At 43.3% G+C, this 18,072-nt stretch carries 18 protein-coding genes; 10 read left to right on the forward strand and 8 right to left on the reverse strand.

Annotation, left to right across the window (positions count from 1 at the left end; translation table 11 throughout):
* Positions 1–215 precede the first annotated feature (215 nt).
* Complete coding sequence (locus tag AB6D07_RS01465; RefSeq protein ID WP_017102425.1) at positions 216–1,184, forward strand: hypothetical protein; 969 nt, start codon at positions 216–218, stop codon at positions 1,182–1,184.
* A gap of 119 nt (positions 1,185–1,303) precedes the next feature.
* Here the strand turns inward: AB6D07_RS01465 and AB6D07_RS01470 are convergent, their stop codons facing one another.
* From AB6D07_RS01470 to ulaR, 8 genes are all read right to left on the reverse strand, one after another.
* A complete protein-coding gene (locus AB6D07_RS01470; protein ID WP_017100828.1) occupies positions 1,304–1,513 on the reverse strand; it encodes an AlpA family transcriptional regulator in 210 nt (69 codons plus the stop codon).
* A 301-nt stretch (positions 1,514–1,814) separates the two neighbouring features.
* Positions 1,815–2,813 carry an SEC-C metal-binding domain-containing protein gene (locus AB6D07_RS01475; protein WP_017102427.1) on the reverse strand — a complete coding sequence of 333 codons (999 nt, stop codon included), beginning with the start codon at positions 2,811–2,813 and terminating at the stop codon, positions 1,815–1,817.
* A 57-nt stretch (positions 2,814–2,870) separates the two neighbouring features.
* Positions 2,871–4,181 (reverse strand): type II toxin-antitoxin system HipA family toxin, encoded by a 1,311-nt coding sequence (locus AB6D07_RS01480; RefSeq protein WP_017102428.1) that lies wholly within the window; start codon positions 4,179–4,181, stop codon positions 2,871–2,873.
* Positions 4,171–4,461 (reverse strand): helix-turn-helix transcriptional regulator, encoded by a 291-nt coding sequence (locus AB6D07_RS01485; protein ID WP_016786714.1) that lies wholly within the window; start codon positions 4,459–4,461, stop codon positions 4,171–4,173. The genes AB6D07_RS01480 and AB6D07_RS01485 overlap by 11 nt, the downstream gene beginning before the upstream one ends.
* Before the next feature lie 263 nt (positions 4,462–4,724).
* On the reverse strand, positions 4,725–5,147 hold the full coding sequence (locus AB6D07_RS01490) for a type II toxin-antitoxin system HigA family antitoxin (protein ID WP_017102429.1): 423 nt from the start codon (positions 5,145–5,147) through the stop codon (positions 4,725–4,727).
* A 4-nt stretch (positions 5,148–5,151) separates the two neighbouring features.
* Entirely contained in the window at positions 5,152–5,469 is a 318-nt protein-coding gene (locus AB6D07_RS01495) for a type II toxin-antitoxin system HigB family toxin (protein ID WP_017102430.1), read from the reverse strand.
* A gap of 545 nt (positions 5,470–6,014) precedes the next feature.
* Positions 6,015–6,227 carry a cold-shock protein gene (locus AB6D07_RS01500; RefSeq protein WP_004735656.1) on the reverse strand — a complete coding sequence of 71 codons (213 nt, stop codon included), beginning with the start codon at positions 6,225–6,227 and terminating at the stop codon, positions 6,015–6,017.
* A 424-nt stretch (positions 6,228–6,651) separates the two neighbouring features.
* Positions 6,652–7,428: an HTH-type transcriptional regulator UlaR gene (ulaR, locus tag AB6D07_RS01505; RefSeq protein WP_012603034.1), complete on the reverse strand. Its 777-nt coding sequence runs from the start codon at positions 7,426–7,428 to the stop codon at positions 6,652–6,654.
* A gap of 211 nt (positions 7,429–7,639) precedes the next feature.
* Between ulaR and AB6D07_RS01510 the strand changes: the two genes are divergently transcribed.
* From AB6D07_RS01510 to AB6D07_RS01550, 9 genes are all read left to right on the forward strand, one after another.
* On the forward strand, positions 7,640–8,482 hold the full coding sequence (locus tag AB6D07_RS01510; protein ID WP_009847986.1) for a Cof-type HAD-IIB family hydrolase: 843 nt from the start codon (positions 7,640–7,642) through the stop codon (positions 8,480–8,482).
* A 9-nt stretch (positions 8,483–8,491) separates the two neighbouring features.
* Positions 8,492–9,223: a ribulose-phosphate 3-epimerase gene (locus tag AB6D07_RS01515; RefSeq protein WP_009847987.1), complete on the forward strand. Its 732-nt coding sequence runs from the start codon at positions 8,492–8,494 to the stop codon at positions 9,221–9,223.
* Between the two features lie 115 nt (positions 9,224–9,338).
* Complete coding sequence (locus tag AB6D07_RS01520; RefSeq protein WP_017099280.1) at positions 9,339–10,499, forward strand: iron-containing alcohol dehydrogenase; 1,161 nt, start codon at positions 9,339–9,341, stop codon at positions 10,497–10,499.
* A 53-nt stretch (positions 10,500–10,552) separates the two neighbouring features.
* Entirely contained in the window at positions 10,553–11,296 is a 744-nt protein-coding gene (locus AB6D07_RS01525) for an HAD family phosphatase (protein ID WP_017099279.1), read from the forward strand.
* The gene (gene tal, locus AB6D07_RS01530; protein WP_017099278.1) at positions 11,293–12,246 is read left to right on the forward strand and encodes a transaldolase; all 954 of its coding nucleotides are present in this window, start codon (positions 11,293–11,295) and stop codon (positions 12,244–12,246) included. The genes AB6D07_RS01525 and tal overlap by 4 nt, the downstream gene beginning before the upstream one ends.
* Before the next feature lie 10 nt (positions 12,247–12,256).
* Positions 12,257–14,251 carry a transketolase gene (gene tkt / locus AB6D07_RS01535; RefSeq protein WP_017099277.1) on the forward strand — a complete coding sequence of 665 codons (1,995 nt, stop codon included), beginning with the start codon at positions 12,257–12,259 and terminating at the stop codon, positions 14,249–14,251.
* Between the two features lies 1 nt (position 14,252).
* Positions 14,253–14,966 carry a ribose-5-phosphate isomerase RpiA gene (rpiA, locus tag AB6D07_RS01540; protein WP_017099276.1) on the forward strand — a complete coding sequence of 238 codons (714 nt, stop codon included), beginning with the start codon at positions 14,253–14,255 and terminating at the stop codon, positions 14,964–14,966.
* Positions 14,967–15,046: 80 nt separating this feature from the next.
* Positions 15,047–16,477 (forward strand): Sapep family Mn(2+)-dependent dipeptidase, encoded by a 1,431-nt coding sequence (locus AB6D07_RS01545; RefSeq protein WP_017102431.1) that lies wholly within the window; start codon positions 15,047–15,049, stop codon positions 16,475–16,477.
* Positions 16,478–16,486: 9 nt separating this feature from the next.
* Complete coding sequence (locus AB6D07_RS01550) at positions 16,487–18,070, forward strand: PTS transporter subunit EIIC (RefSeq protein ID WP_017102432.1); 1,584 nt, start codon at positions 16,487–16,489, stop codon at positions 18,068–18,070.
* The last annotated feature ends 2 nt before the right edge of the window (positions 18,071–18,072 follow it).

An 18,072-nucleotide genomic window follows, 5' to 3' on the forward strand; every position in this document is an offset into this window, starting at 1 on the left:
ATCTATCACACAAAGTATGAAATTCACTCTCAAGTTATTCCTTTTCAAAGGGAAAATCACTTTAAGCCTAGAGCAATCATTACCTAATCAAAAAATAGAACGACAAAAAAACACCAAAAAATTACTATGTAATCAATATTAAATGAAATGATATTTGACTTTAAATTATTATAAAAACATCATTAAAAAAATATGTAATTTTAAGGGGTTACTCTGTGGATACAGAAGAGTTGTTACATGTTCACTCCTGGATAGAAGCTATGTTCTATGCGTTGGAACTGGATAACAGGTACGAAAATGAAGGGGGAATAAAAACCTTAATTGATGAATGTAGAACGCTAAAGAGAGCCAACAGAGTCCTAAATGAATCTGTTGAAAGGATAGAAAAGCAAACTCTTACGAAAGTACCATTGAAAGAAATTGAGAATGATTTCTTTCAAGCTGAACGGCTACATGATGACGAGTTTTTACATCTAAAGACAAGTTATAGAGCTTGCGGGTTTGTTCTGACTTTTTTACTAAAAAGCTCACGCAGAGACAAATCAGACGACGATAAGTATAATTTCTCCCCCTTCCAAAATGGAAGTATGCGACGTTGGCCAAGATCTCGAGATTATCTGAAAAACCCTGTTTCATTGAAGTTAAATATCCCACGTGACAGCTTGAGATCCCTAACAGAATTGAAATCAAGATACCGATTGATAAGAAAGATATTTCTGAAAAGTAACATCAATCTAGAGGGCCAAGAGTACTTGATTGACTTAGTTAATGATCTTTGGCAAATGTGCTACTCCTCTTCGGAACATCGCAAGTTAGTCAAATGGTTTGACCAGAAGAATCCTAACCAGATTGAGTCATGCATTGACTATCTGTCTAAGAACACAATCAGATTTTCTTTACCTTGGGACCCTATATCAGAAAGTGAAAGCTATCATGCACTAGTCGCATATTTTGACTATCACCTATTGATGTACCCATTGGAAACAGAACTAACCATCAGGAAAATGAAAGCCTCTTGGAATCAGAAGAAGTTTCGAGAAAAAACAAAAGGCAAACGCCCTTACAGTGTTTCTATGACAGACCGTACTAAAACTCGGCTGACATGGCTGGTGGAGCAGGATGATTCGAATATTAGCGATGTGATCAAAAAGCTCATTGATGACAGATATGAAAAATTGAGGTGATTTCTTTATAGCTAAACTTTAGAATCACGACATTAAATAGCTCCCATAAATACACCATATGAGTCATGGAAAACCATCGCTAAACAACTATAGATTAGCGATGGTTTCTTATCTAGCTACTACCTCAAACAAGAAGCACTGACTCTCGCTAGCAACCATGCTTGCACTTCACTTTCTAGCCAGGCTTTTCGCTTGCCCATAATGGTGTAGTTACTAGGGAAATCGCCAGCTTTAATCAGGTTGTAAATACTGCTACGGCAGAGTGTCGTTGTTTCCATCACATCGTTTAGTCGAAGAAAGCGGTCACTGCGGCTTTGAATAATTTCCATCATATTCTCCTGGTTGTCGGTTTATCCAGGAAGATGAAATATATCTGTATTGGTTTTACTTATAGGTTGGCGCAAGCTATATACAAAGCCAAGTCTAAGAAAGCTATCAAGCAACGATCAAGCAAATTTAAATTTATACTTATCATAAGCTTGAAAGCTAAAACTAGACTAAAACAACTTGATTCATTGATGTTATGAAGCAATCATCAAACAAATAAGCCTATGTACGATTACTCTCATTCTCGAAACAACCTGGCAAACTCTCAAGCTGAAAGGCCTAACCCTGAGCTTCTAATTCACGCTAAACATCGAATTGGAAAACTTGCTTCATCAATGGCTGCACTTCTACTTTATCCGACGCTCTAAGCTCATTAACATGCCTCATTGGAGCAACCGTCACAAAGCCCCAAAACTCCAGGAAGCGTTTAATAAAGCGCGATTCAATCATTGTGCCTAGTAGCTGACTTGGGGACGAGTACTCATCTTCAGGGCATCTCAGCAGTAAGTCTGGGAATGCGGTCATTACCTCTTCAATCAACTGCTTTGTGTCGCCATGACTTTGCAAGCGCCACAACATAAATAGCCAGAAGGTTCTTAGATCAATATCGTGCTCCCATCCATCTAGGTACCCCCAATTGTACTGAGAAGTTGCAGCTTTGAGCATAGGGATAAAGAACGCTTGAATACCGTGCGTTAGGTACTGCTTTTGAGCTATTTTTTTAACATGATAATGGCCACTTCTGCGATAGATAATACCTGCGATCTCTGCCAGCACTCGGCTGTAATGTAGGGCATTAAACTTATCTTCGTTACTGCCTGCATATTCACTGATGCTGATATGTCGTTCAAATTGAGATACTGCAAACTCTGGCAATAACTCATTAGACTGCTTAACAATTTTTGTCGGTAAGTTACCTTTACTGGTGGCTTTAAACGAGCCGTCGCCTTGCATGCCTTCCTCTAATATCAATGCTAAGTAACGCATCACTGGACTAGTTATTAGGTTATCTGGCGTGTGTATTAGTACCCCTTTCAACTCACTGAAAGGCGCATATAACCAATTATTCATTTGTGCTGGCGAAAGGCCACAAAAGTCAGGATGAGGCCGATCATTAGCCGCCTTCATTTTTTGCTCTGCAACGATATTGAGTTCTTCTAAAGACAAATTAGGGTTCATTGCAGCAACTTGCTCAATATCATCCAACATTGATGCGTGTTGCTTAGAGATACTGTTCATGCAGCAACGTTTGTACTTTTTACCACTGCCACAAGGGCAAGGTTCATTTCGACCTGGTTTCATGTTTTATCTACTCGTCTTATTTTTCTTAATGCTACGTCACCTCAAACCAACATCATCTCAAGCTAAAAGTGTCGCATTTTCTTGCTTGCGCTCTGCGAGTGTTTTTTCTATTGCTAACACAGTGGTCTTACTCACCCCATGCTCCTCAGCAAGCGCCCTAAACTGACTAATGGCATCCACTACCTCTTTAATGCATTGCTGTGCTTCCTTCCAATTAGCAAAACCTGCACTGGCAGCGAGCTTTTGCATCACTTTGAGTGGTGGTACTTTTCCGTATCCTGCAAAGGCGGTGGCATGTTCATTAAAAGGGTGAGGGCTAAATGTTACATCGTAAAATGGGGCGAGTTGCCAACAGCCATCATCGGCTTGTAAAAAGCCCCAGTTTTTACTGTGATCGTCTTGGTTAGCTGCAAACAAGTTAAACATTGCGCGACGAAATTGAAGTTGCCCAGCAGCAGGTGATTTACAAAGTTGACGGCTGGCTTTAATCAGATCGCTGTAATCTAAACTCGGGCTTCGAAAATCAGCATCCAATAAGCCGCAAGCACTGTGCATATGTAAACGCCCTGCCTTATCCTGCGCGGGTAAATAGTCGAAACGCTTTAACGCAAGCCATGATTTAGCGCCGCTACTCGCAGGTGCTTCAATTAGCTGCCAAATCGGTGGCTGACATTTTGCCAATTCAGCCATTTCTAAATAGACCGCTTCACACAAACCTTCTTCGTGGCCCAATGCTAAGTTCTTCGAAGTAAACTTAACTAACCATGCTTCATCGCCAGATTGTGCATAAGTGCGGCATTGCGTCGCGTCACCAGAAGGCATATAAATTTGCGCTTTAGGGCGAGCACCGCCGGAGCTGCCGACTGCTACCAACGTTGCTAACACTTGCTGAGTGCTACCGTCTAGATCGTCAGAGAGGGACTGGTCGAACAAGGTTTGGGCTTCAAGCCCAAGTGTTTCCAAATCAATATCTGAACGCTGATCTAATGAAAGCTCTGATACAGGCGTAAAAGACAATGCCCCCATTCCTTGCTGACCGACAAAAGCCAACCTGTCCATTGCTGTTACTTGTGCTGGCAAAATACCTTGTTGGCGGAATACTCGATCCTGCAACAGCAAACCCCAACCATCGGGAAGACTATCGCCAAAAACGCCGTGAACGCCTTGGTGTGGCCCTTTCGGTGCTTGCTGTAATCGCACATCTCCTTGAAGAGTAAAAGGGGATAAATTGCCAAACGTGCTTAGATAACTTTCATCGTACTGAAAGAAAACACCCTGACGGTTTTGCGCCAATATACCCACAGATACAGTTTCGCCTGTTGTGAGAGTGCGCTCCACATTCAACTTTTGAATGGATTTAAAGCTCATCTTTAAGCACCTCTTCTATACTGGTCGGTAAAGCGGTACGGTCAGCCGTTGTTTGTGTCAGTTGATAAAGCCTGTCTAGTGAATCCAGCGACTGCCACAAAAGCAGCAGCTGACGAAATGATATTTGTCCGGTAAGTTCAAACTTTTTTATGGTCGAAGCAGGTACACAACTACGCTGGGCTAGCGCCTCTCGCGATAGCTTCGCTTGTTTGCGTAAACCCCGCAGATGAATAGCAAAAGCTTGGCTTACATCGGTATCATCTAAAAGTGAAAAGTTCATGCGCAGCCTTAATAGACACAATAATATCCATTATAGTTACAATAAGTTAAAAATAGCCACTGATATATCCATTTAATGCATAGGTATAAATCGGTCATCTCAATGAAGTTCTTAAAAAGTCGGGGATTTAACAAGTAACCGTACCTTAAATTTTGGTATATTGTTATCACTTCGTGCTTTGACAAAAACCGAGAAACCACTAATAAGAGCTACGCTATTAGAATGAGTATCTCGGTTTTTATTAACGATAGCCAAAACTACCACTAACCGATAAACAACGAAGCTGGCACCCCAAAACGCGCTGATAGTGCCTTAATGTGGTTGAGCGTTAGAGCGCGCTTCCCGCTTAAGATCATCGATACCGTCGATTTGGCACCTATCTCTTCTTTGAAATCACTTAACGTCAGTTGGTGCTGATCGATGATAACTCTTAGCATGGCGATTCCTGGCTCAAGCTTATCAATAGCTTGATTAAACTCACTAAACTGCTCAGCTTCTTCTTCATACCTCTCAATCACCGGAAACATCAAGTCAATCACTGGCTGATGAGCGTCATAATCTTCGATAAGCACTTCCATCGTGGCAATCAGCTCTTGATATTGCTCAGGCGAAGATATACCACTCACCCAAGGCATTACTTGGTTCAGTTGATTAGCGGCTTTGTCTAACACAGCGATATCTAACATAGTGTTACCTCTTCAGTTTCTTTTCACGGTATTGCTTTGTAATGCGGTCGTACTCGGCATGGCTGACAATGTTCTTAATGAAGCATCGACCTCCTACAAATTCGATAAATGCAATAAGCCTTAAGTTGTTACCGCCAATATCAATCACCCACCACTTATCAACGTATTTAAAGTTGTCTAGTGACGGAAAGACTTTTCGTAGCTCATCTGGGCTTTTTGCCTTACTCTCTTTTAACACCTTGTACGTTGCATCTAGTGCATCGGAATCGTTTGGATAGAGTTTTTTCGCATTTTCAAAAGGTTGCTTACTTATAACGTGCATGTACTATCCAGCTTGTTCACTATATGTGAACACTATACCTAAACCAAGCTTAGTTCACAATATGTGAACACCAAGGAATAACCAAAATGGATAGCTGGATAATCAATGGTGGTTAAATCGGTGGTTAAAAATACAAATTAAATAAAATACAGACACAAACATATGATTTAAAATGAATTAATTATTATAATCAACGTTCAGATCCAGAACATTGAATAACAGTTCGTCAGTAACACAGTGTGGATAGTCACTAGCTGAATCAGTGTTGATTAGATCAAGAGAAGCTCCTAGTTTTAGGGGCTTTTTTTATGGACACAATAATGACAATCAGGATGACTAAGTGAGCAAATTATTACGCCGGAGATGTACTTAGCACAAAAAATAGATACAGCGATAGATAGAACGGAACAGGTGTACAAAAGGATTTTTAATATTTAGAGGAGGTGTTGCAAGTGGAGAAGAATGTTACGGTAAAACTGAGGGAAAACTGGTTTGAAAGAGAAAGTGACGCAAGTTGCTATTGCAACCTGCGCCGACTTAAAATCTTATAGAGCTACAACGTTTGCAGCTTGAAGACCTTTTTGGCCTTGCTCTACTTCGAAAGACACTTGTTGGCCTTCTTTAAGAGTCTTGAAACCTTCAGAAGCGATTGCACGGAAGTGTACGAATACGTCAGCGCCGCCGTTGTCTTGAGTTAGGAAACCGAAGCCTTTCTCTTCGTTAAACCATTTTACTACGCCGTTTGTTTTGTTAGACATGATGTGTCCCTTATATAAAAATAAAAAATTAATCGCCAAAAGTGCGATGCGCTGAAAGCTTGAATTATTTAATGTATCTATGAAGCCAAGGGAAACACTGAGAATAACAATGAAGCAATACTAAGGGTTTTACTTTACAACTGGATGTTTCATTTAATAACCCTGAAAACAGAGCAAGCACATTCTTGGTGATCCTGACCAGGTTGTAAAGCGTTATTTGAATAAAATGACTATTTTTTGTTCAATTAACTTCTATTCAGCCCCACAACATCACTGAACTTCATTTACAAAGCTATGATCTGAAGAAATTTACTCTTCCGCGGTTTGGTTCGGACAACACACACACGGCCAGTAATAATGTTCTACTAGAATCAAGAGTACGACAAAAGCAAAAACAAACGCCGCAACAGCACTCTCCACGTAACTAAACTACCTGTATCTTCACACCAAGTTCTCGTAAAGCATCAAGCACCTTAGGGTCAGCGCCGTCATCTGTAATCAATGTGTCAATCTGAGAAGCGGTAGCGAGTAACTTCCCACCATGCTTACCTACTTTGCTGCTATCTATCAGAGCCACAATACGATCACCATACTCCAGCAGCTTTTTCTCTGCCATATAGACCAATAGATCAGAGGTATGCACACCCGCTGTCGTAACACCCGTACCCGTAAAGAAGACAAAACGACTTTTATGGTCATCTGCTGCTTCTTCATCTGGAGAAATAGTGATCTGACGTTCGGGTAGATATTGGCCACCAAGTATGATGATACTTTGATGATCTTGACTAATCAGCTGATAAGCCAATGGCATAAAATTCGTCACAACTTGCACATCACGATGCGCTAAATGCTCTCCCATCAAAAAAGTCGTATTGCTACCACTCACAATAATACTGTCGTGTTCTTCACACATATCTGCCGCAGCTTTAGCAATTCGCTTTTTCGCTACATAGCTTTCTATATCTGTTTCGCAGGGGATAAAGCTGCTTGGTGCATGAGTTGCGGCTAGGGACGAGTCAAAATTGATTACCTCTGCCCCATTACGGATTTTTTTCAGCCTCCCTTCTTCCGCCAACTTTGTAATGTCCCGACGAGCTGTAGATAAAGAGATATCTAACATCTTCACATAGTCATTTGTCGTTATAAACGTATGACTCGTTAGATGATCTAACAAGCTTCTATGACGCTGAGCTTCATTCATTGTTCATACCATTAAGTTCTTTTGAATTATTTTGACGCATTATGAACTTTTGAGCAATTAGATTCTCAAAATGAACTCTTTTGAATTAATCTGACTCTAAATATGTGATCGAAACCATTATTTTGTTCATAATAAATCAAAAATGACTTTACGTGACCGTATTTGACCACTTATAGTCAATTTGCGTCATGAGAAGTCACTGGAGAGTAAAATGAAATACCAAGCAGTAATGATTGATTTAGATGGAACACTGTTAAGTGATGCTGAGCAGATCTGCGTGACTAACAAACAAGCGATTTGTCTTGCAGTTAATAATGGATATCAGGTGAGCTTGGCGAGTGGTAGACCGCACCAGCTGATGATGCCATATGTTGACCAGCTTCAATTATCGCTACCAATCATCTGCTGCAATGGTGCCTATATTTATGACCCTAAAACACAACGTGTTCAACATCAGCACACAATTAGTCATGAATCACTAACGGGTCTGTTGAGCTTACTGAATGATGGACATTTCGCCTTCACCATCTATTCAAGTAAAGGCATCTTTGCTCAAAAAGAATCAACTCATACAAAGGGTTTAGAAAAAAAGGCTGAGGTTATTAATGCCGCAATGGAGCTGCAGATTATCCCAACGCTGACCGAACTCATCGCTCGCAGTGGCGATGTATACAAAGTATTAGTGTCTAGCCAAGACAAAGAATCTCTAAACCAGTTGCGAGATTCCTTAAAAACGCACTTCCAAGCTGACTTATCAACACCGAATAAATTGGACATTACGTCTAAAGCAGCCACCAAAGGCCACGCTCTTCAGCAGTGGCTAAATGACCAAAGAATTTCATCTCATAACACCATTGCTTTTGGGGATGGGGACAACGATGCCTCTATGTTCCGACTTGTCGGAGAACCTGTCGCAATGGCTAATGCCAGCCCTGCTTTAAAAGGCATGGCTAATCTAATTGTTACCAATAACAACGGCTGTGGAATTGGCCAGTACCTTCGCTTGATAGTGCAAGAAGGCCAACACACATGCCAAAACACTTTTAGTTACTAAGGATAAATCATGAAAAAAGTAAAAATTGCCGCAGGATTAGCACACGTAGATTACGGCCACATTGCAGACGTAGTGAAAGAAGTATCTGATGCTGGTGCCGATTACATCCACTGTGATGCAGCAGATATGCATGACCTGAAAAACCTGCAATTGATGGGGGGGCATCAAATTGTTGAAGGCATTCGTCCTTACACTGAAAAGCCAATTGAAGTTCACGCTTACTTCAAAGATTGCGACAAATTATTTATCGATAAAATCGCTGCTGCTGGTGCAGACATGCTGATTCTACCAGCTGAGCATTTTATCGGTGCTCCTCTGTGTTACATCATTAAGTACTGTCAAAACCACGGAATGAAATTTGGTTTAACCGTTGGTGCATTAACGCCAGTGTCATTTGTTAAAGAATCTATCTACTACCTAGACCGTTTACACATTGTTATTCACGGCATTACTGATGGCGATGATGAATGGTTATGGCGCAAATCTGCGATTGCAATGATCCGCGAAGCACGTGAACTCATCAACGAACGCAACCCTAACTGTGAGCTATGTGTTGATGGCGGTATCCGTAACCACAACATCGAAGAACTGCTTAATGAAGATATTGACGTGATGGTTGCATCGACAAATATCTTTGGCCACAAAGACGGCATCACAGCAGGCGTTCGTGACTTCCGCGCAGCAATCGACCAACTGGAAGATAAAGCAGCGGCAAACACAAAAGAAGTCGAAACCGTTTAAGTAATTGCCTAGCGCAGCTTCTATCGAATCGATGCGCCACAGCAATCTAGAAATAACGGTGCTAAACCTCCCCCCCTCTATGCTCGGGTTTGGCACCACTACCAAGGATTAAACCATGACACAGTTTCAACACTATCAACCGACCAAGCTAACCTTTGGTGCGGGTGAGATTCAGAAAATAGGTCAGCTTATCGCTCAATATGGCACACGTTGCCTAGTCGTATCCGAACCTATTTTTGATGCAGTAAAGCCAGCCTATGACCGCATTTTTACTTTGCTTTCAGAGCAAGGAATTGAAGTGACTCATTTTGATGGTGTCGTACCGAATCCGCCTACAACCGTCGTTGAACTTGGCCGCCAAGTGGCCATCGGAAATAACTGTGATGTGGTTTTGGCCATTGGTGGTGGTTCATCGATTGATACAGCAAAAATCATTTCGGCAACGATCAATGCAGAGTCTCTAGATTGGGCTCATTGGTTTGCCACTTATGATTCACCGTTTGGGGACGTCAACCCACTACCCGTGAAAGTCGTACCTTTGATCGCTGTACCTACAACATCGGGAACAGGCTCTCAAGTGACGCAAGCGGCAGTGATTACCGACCTTGAGCAACATGCAAAGCTAACACTGTTTCACCCTGAATTTTTCCCTTGTGAAGCGTTAATCGATCCAGAGCTCATGCTGACACTGCCTCCACGTATGACAGCTATGACCGGATTTGATGCTTTTTCACATGCGTTTGAATCATTTACGGGTACTCGACCATCTCCATTTGTTGATGGTATGGCGTTAGAAGCAATGAAGCTTGTCATTGATCACCTACCGAGTGTTGTCGACAACGGCGCAGATTTACATGGCCGCTGCCAACTCGCGAAAGCAGACACACTTGGCGGGATCTCGCTAGCTAATGGCGGTGCGGGGGCACCACACCCTTTAGGCGAAATCTTAGGTAGTAGCAAAACAAACCTACCACATGGATTAACACTCGCAGTGGTTTATCCAGCTTATGTACAACTTCAATGGCGCAAGCAACCAGAGAGATTTGCTCAAGTGGCTGAGTTATTTGGTGCTGTGGGAAGTACCGAAGAAAAAGCTCAATCATTAGCGGCTGCTCTTGTGAAATTCCTTGAACGTATCTGTCTTGAATCGAACTTAACTCAAGTAGGTGTCACCAAAGAAGATGTTCAAAAGTTGGAGCCGGATTTTTGCTTTGATCTACCACTAACCAGTGGTGAAGAAATGAAAAAAGTATTGCAGGCCAGTTTGGTTGAATAAGCGACAGTCACAAATTCACGTTTGTCATAATTAAAGAAAATGGAGATTGAAACATGGAGTGCAAGAACAACACTTTAGGTCATACAGCTTTGAAATTGGAAAGAGAGGAATTCATTGCCAGTAACCTGAAAGCGTTGGTCTTTGACTTCGATGGCCTTCTCGTCGATACCGAAACCTGTATGTTCAAAGCCTGGGAAGCTTTGTTAAAACCATACGGAGTTGAAGTTTCGCCACTCCAGGTTGCTGGCCTAGTTGGGAGCTCAGCGCCAGCAACCTACCTTTATCAACTATTCAACAAAGCGTCGAATCAAAAGCTGTCCGATTCACAAATTCGCGATCGAGTGATCGCTCATGCCTACCAATTAATTGCTTCAATAACAGAACGAGAAGGTGTCCGTCAGTATCTAGACTTTGCTAAATCACACTCATTGAGCATTGCACTGGCCACCAGCTCAGAGGCTGAACATTACATGCCAATTCTGAATCGTTTGAACCTTACACCCTATTTTGACTGTTTTATCGGAGCAGAAGACATTGCCTCAGATAGACGGAAACCACATCCCGATGTGTATTTAGCGGCATTAGAACAACTCGGTGTATCTGCCCATCAAGCCATCGCTTTCGAAGATTCCCCTCCTGGAATTATGGCGGCTCGATCGGCAGGAATACCAACAGTTGCAGTAACCAATTTGCTCACTCGTCACCTCGATGTCTCGCTAGCCAACGTGGTGCTGAGTTCGATGAATGATCAAACGCTACTGCAATTGATAAACCAACTTACCGAGAATGAACGATGAATAAATTAGAACAACTGAAAAAGCACACCACTGTCGTTGCCGACACAGGTGATATTGATGCTATTGCTGCATTTCAACCTGAAGACGCCACAACTAACCCATCTCTAGTACTAAAAGCCGCAGAAATGCCGCAATACGATCACTTAATCGCCGATGCGATCACTTGGGCAAAAGCACAAAGCAACGACAAATCACAACAGTTGATCGACGCTGGAGACAAACTGGCGGTCAACATTGGATTAGAAATTCTAAAAACGGTACCGGGGCGCATCTCAACAGAAGTCGACGCTCGTATGTCATTCGACAGAGTCGCAAGCTTGGCAAAAGCTCGAAAGCTTATCGGCATGTATAACGAAGCTGGCATCAGTAACGACCGAATCCTAATTAAGTTAGCGTCAACTTGGGAAGGCATTCGAGCAGCTCAAGAGCTAGAGAAAGAAGGCATTAATTGCAACCTAACGCTGCTGTTCAACTTTGCACAAGCCAAAGCCTGTGCAGAAGCCGGTGTATTCTTAATCTCACCTTTTGTCGGTCGTATCCTAGATTGGTACAAAACCAATACCGATAAAAAAGAGTACCTTCCTCATGAAGATCCTGGTGTCGTTTCAGTCTCTGAAATTTACAACTACTACAAAGATCATGGCTACAACACGGTTGTGATGGGCGCGAGCTTCCGTAATGCCGATGAAGTCCTAGCATTAGCGGGCTGTGACCGTTTGACCATAGGTCCTGCAATTTTAGACCAACTTGCAGCACAAGAAGGCTCTGTTGAGCGCCTACTCTTTGCCGACCGTGACACCATCAAAGAGACACCAACAGCTATGACTGAAGCACAGTTCCGCTGGGAGATGAACCAAGACCCGATGGCAACAGAAAAGCTCGCCGAAGGCATCCGTAACTTTGCCGTCGATCAAGGCAAGTTAGAAACCATGATCGAAGCACGCCTGTAGGAGAAGCAGAATGATTACACGAACTAAATTAGCTGACGCTATTCGCGTTCTAAGCATGGACGCTGTACAAAAAGCAGGATCGGGCCACCCCGGAGCACCGATGGGCATGGCCGATATCGCTGAAGTTCTATGGCGTGATTTTCTAAAACACAACCCGAGCAACCCTAACTGGGCCGACCGCGACCGTTTTATCTTGTCGAATGGCCATGGCTCAATGCTTATCTATAGCTTGTTACACCTATCTGGTTACGAGCTATCAATGGATGACATCAAATCTTTCCGTCAATTACACAGTAAAACCGCAGGTCACCCTGAATACGGTTACGCTCCAGGTATTGAAACCACTACCGGCCCATTAGGACAAGGCATCACCAACGGTGTCGGCATGGCTTTGGCTGAAAAGGTGCTGGGTGAACAGTTCAACCGTGAAGACCACGATATTGTTGATCACCACACCTACGTGTTCATGGGTGACGGCTGCATGATGGAAGGTATTTCTCATGAAGCATGTTCACTTGCCGGTACGCTTGGACTAGGGAAACTGGTCGCTTTTTGGGATGACAATGGCATTTCGATTGATGGCGAAGTCGACGGCTGGTTCTCTGATGACACACCAAAACGTTTTGAAGCCTACGGTTGGCATGTTATTGCTGATGTTGATGGTCATAACGCTGATGATATTCACAAAGCAATTACTGAAGCTAAAGCCGTAACAGATAAACCAACCTTAATTTGCTGCAAAACCGTGATTGGTTTTGGCTCACCAAACAAGTCAGCCAGTCATGACTGTCATGGTGCTCCGTTAGGTGCTGATGAAGTCGCATTGGTTCGACTCAACCTCGGCTGGGACCATCCTGAATTTGAAATTCCTCAAGATGTATACCAAGCATGGGATGGGAAAGAGAAAGGACAAAGCAATGAAGATGATTGGCAAACACGTTTCAATGCTTATCAAGAGGCGCACCCAGAATTAGCCGCTGAGTTTTTGCGTCGTAGCCAGAACCTATTACCTGAAAATTGGGATCAGCACACTCAAGACCTAATCCAGACTTTGCAAGCGAATCCACAAACCATCGCGACTCGCAAAGCATCACAAAATACTATTGAAGCATTCGGACCATTACTGCCAGAGTTTTTGGGAGGTTCTGCCGATTTAACCCCTTCAAACTTAACTAACTGGTCAGGCTCAAAAGCAATTACCGCTCAAGATGCGTCAGGAAACTACTTGAGTTACGGCGTTCGTGAATTTGCGATGTCTGCAATGATGAATGGCGTGGCGTTGCATGGAGGCTTTATCCCATACGGCGGTACGTTCTTGATGTTCATGGAGTACGCTCGTAACGCGCTTCGTATGGCAGCACTAATGAAGCAACGCAGTATCTTCGTTTATACCCATGACTCTATCGGTTTGGGGGAAGATGGTCCGACACACCAACCGGTTGAACAAATCGCATCGCTTCGACTTACCCCAAACATGAGCACTTGGCGTCCTTGCGACCAAGTAGAAACCGCGGTGGCTTGGAAGTCTGCTATCGAACGTTTTGATGGTCCAACGTCATTGATTTTCTCTCGCCAGAATCTTGTTCAATTCGAGCGTGATCAAGACACGCTTTCCAATGTAGCGAAAGGTGGATACATCCTTTCTGACTGTGAAGGCGAACCACAACTTATTTTGATTGCAACCGGCTCTGAAGTGGCACTTGCCATGGAAGCAAAAGCACAACTCAGCCATATTCGCTGCCGCGTAGTTTCAATGCCGGCCACCGATATTTTTGACGCACAAAGCGCGGAATACAAGGAACAGGTTTTACCAAGCCATGTGACAGCACGAGTTGCCATAGAGGCTGGTATCCGTGACTACTGGTTCAAGTATGTCGGGCTACACGGCGACATTGTGGGAATGACAAGCTTTGGTGAATCAGCACCAGCAGAACAACTCTTCGAAATGTTTGGATTTACGGTTGAAAACATCGTTGAAAAATCCCTAGCGGTTCTGGAGAAGTAATATGAGCATGGCACAACGCTTTATTGAAAACCAAAGCCAAGACTGCCTGCGAACTAAGGCTGCAAAAGTAGCCTTAGAGCAAGTCCTAAAAACGCTAACACCTTCTAGCGTGATTGGTATCGGCACAGGTGCAACAGTTGAAGTATTCATTCAACTATTGAAAGAAAGTGGCGCTGAGTTTGCTCACTGCGTATCCAGTTCGGTTCGCTCAAGTCGAGCTTTATCCTCTGCAGGGCTGAATGAGATATCCATATCTGAATGTGGCCGTGTTGATTTCTACATTGATGGCATTGATGAAGGTCTTACAACCGGCATGACCGTGAAAGGTGGTGGTGCAGCACTGGCTCGTGAAAAAGTACTCGCGACGCTTGCGCTAAGCTTCATCACCATCGCAGATAGCGGTCGATTGGTCACTCAACTCGGAAAGTTTCCACTCCCTGTAGAGGTTTTACCTGCCGCACAAACCGCTGTGTTTAATGCCTTACAAAGCCTTGGTGGACACCCGACGTTGCGCCAAGACTGCACCACTGATAACGGCAATATCATTCTCGATGTTGCTCATTTGGACATCGCTGAACCAAAACGATTAGAACTCCAAATTAACGCTATTCCTGGCGTCGTCGAGAACGGTATTTTCGCGCAAAGATCGGCTGATTTCATGGCTTTTTCGAATGCAGAAGGTACGTATTTATTATCAAAGCAACACGTTCAATAGCTGGGATTTATAATCAAAATGAGACCTCGCTTGCAAGTCTATTTACAAGCATGTCAGTAAGGATAATTTAGGAATAAAACATGACGGAAAGCAATTTTTCAGCTCAAACACTGCGCTATTTTGATTCAAATATTGAAACGTTTACGCGTGATCTATCTGAGCTAATTGCTATTCCGTCTGTACGAGATATCAGCAGCTGTTCACCCAATGCTCCTTTTGGTTTACCGATTAGAAACGCATTCGACTTTCTCATTAACTGGGCGAAACGAGAAGGGTTTGAAGTCCGTGATCATGATGGTTATGCCTTGGACATCAGCTTTGGCGAAGGCTTACAAGAAATCGGCATATTGCATCATGTAGATGTGGTAGAAGCAGGTAATTTGGACTCATGGTTAACCCCTGCATTTGAGATGCACCAACAAGGTGATGACTTATTGGGGCGAGGCGTTACCGACAACAAAGGCCCGTTAATGGCCAGTCTGTATATTCTCAAGATGTTTAAAGCGCTTGATGTAACACTCGACAAAAAAATAAGAGTGATCATCGGCGGCGCAGAAGAGACAACTTGGGAATGTGTAGAGCATTATTTTAATCATAACCCTCAACCGGATTATGGTTTCTCTCCAGATGGCGACTTCCCAATCGTTAATGGAGAAAAAGGCATCCTATATGCGTCATTGCAACGAGAATTCCCAACTCACAATGGCCTAGGAACTTGTCAGATCGTAAGCATTGAAAGTGAGCGTGACAGAACATCCACCTGCTATCAATTATCGATTTATCTGACAGGAGAAAAAGCGGCTGAAGTAGCAGCAACATTTGAAACTTCAGCAACGGTCACTCTTGCCAATGTGGCACAAAGTGACAACCACCAACAAAAGGAGTTGTACTGCGTTGAGTTGTCAACGCCGTGGGAGAAATCTCGCAACCCGCATAAGGTCGATAACTGTATGGATCAGTTTGTTCGTCACATGCGACATGTTGAAGGGTTAGACACTAACTCTCGAAATTTAATTGATTTACTAGACGCGTGTTTTAGTGATTCCAATGATGCTTCGAAATTAGGGCTAGCACACCAAGATAATGAAATGGGGTCGACTACATGCTGTGTCTCCTCCATCAATTTGAGTCAACATGGCTACAACTTGGATTTTGATTTTCGGTTTCCTAAAGGACTGACTATCGATCAAGCTCGTACCCAACTCCAGTATGTATCCCAACAATACGGAGTGAGATTGATTGAACACCAGTACTTACCTCTATCTTACCTCTCACCCGAAAGTGAACTTATCCAAGCAATGGGAAAAGCTTATTCCGAAGTTACCAAAATGGACGCTCAATGCTTTAGCAAAGGTGCAGCTTCTTACGCGCGCGCGCTAAACAATGGTGTGGCATTCGGACCTACTTTTCCTGGTGATGTGACTCGTGTCCATGAGCCCAATGAAAGGCTCAGCCTCGAGTCATTAAAAAGAGCAATAACAATATACGTGAAAGTTCTCATATCACTTTAGGAGTAAATTATGAGAGATAAGGTTCAAGCACTTGCTGGAGGTATGATGGTATCCGTCATCGTACTGGTTATCGCAGGTATATTTATTGGTGTAGGCGCTGGTGTTGTAAACCAAATGTCTGCTACCGACTCTGTTATTTGGGCATTCTTTAAGCTGATGTTAGATCTTGGCTTGATGGTCATGCGCAATCTACCGCCTTTCTTTGCGATTGGTCTAGCGTTCGCGCTGGCGAAATCTGAAAAAGGTTGGGCAGCCTTCACTGGCTTTACCATGTTCATGTGTTTCAATGTCGCTATCGGATCGATCGCTGCATTTCACGGATGGACTCAAGAAACTACAAGCGTTGCGTCATTAATGAATGATGCTGGCTACGACAAAGTAGCAGCGCAAAACTTCAACTCTTTATGGGGTGAGTCTTTAGGTATCTTCGCTTACAACATGGGGATCTTTAGCGGTATTCTTGTTGGTTGTATTACGGCTTGGATCCACAACCGTTACTACAAATTCGAAATGCCTGCACTCTTGAGCTTCTTCTCAGGCCCTCGTGCCGTAGTGATTTTTGCTTACTTCGCTATCATGCCTATCGCGCTGTTTGTTTACTACGCTTGGCCACCGATCGCTGGGGCACTGCAGTCCATCACTACCTTGATTACTAGCTCAGGTATTTTTGGCTCTTTCCTATTTGGCGTATTTGACAAAGGCTTATTGCCATTTGGCTTACATCACCTTATCGCCTTCCCTATTGAATACACTCGTGTTGGTGGCGTAATGGAGATTGATGGTGTTGTTTACGAAGGTGTTCGTAACATCATGAATGGCCAAATGAGTTCACCAGAGGCAACGAGCTACATTACACATAACTTTACCAGCGGTCGTATTCCAATCCAAATTGGTGGCCTAACGGGTGCTGCTTATGCAATGTACGTAACAGCAAAAACAGCCAATCGTAAGAAGGTAGCCGCTATCATGGTGCCTGCGGTATTTACGGCTGCTGTTATCGGTATTACCGAGCCACTAGAATATACCTTCCTATTCGTACAACCATTCCTATTCTTTGCAGTGCATGTTCCGCTAAATGGTCTTGCTTATGTGATCACCGAAATGATGGGTGTTTCAATTCACGGAAATCAGCTGCTATTTATGGTGCCTAACCTACTACAACCTGAAAAGGTTCATGCTTGGGCTCTATTGTGGATTATCCCACTATACTTCGCGATTTACTTCTACACATTCAAGTTCTTCATCCTAAAGTTTGATTCAAAAACTCCAGGTCGCGAAGAAGAAGATGGTGATATCGCCCTGTATTCAAAAGAAGACTTTAAAAAGAAAAAGGATCAGACCTCAAAAGGACTGCCTGTTGAAATCATTAAGGCACTGGGTGGAGCTGACAACATTGAGAACGTGACAAACTGTGCAACTCGACTGCGTGTTTCGCTGCATGACGAATCACTAACGGCAAGCGATAAAGTTTGGAAACAACAGCTCAACGCAATTGGTGTCGTCAGAATGAATAAAGGCATTCAAGTGATATATGGAGCCAACGTTATTACGATTGCCTCTGGTCTCAAAGAAGCCCTTGGTGTCGACTCTTAGCT

The organism is Vibrio sp. 10N.239.312.C11, from assembly GCF_041466065.1.
Classification (GTDB): Bacteria; Pseudomonadota; Gammaproteobacteria; order Enterobacterales; family Vibrionaceae; genus Vibrio; species Vibrio tasmaniensis_A.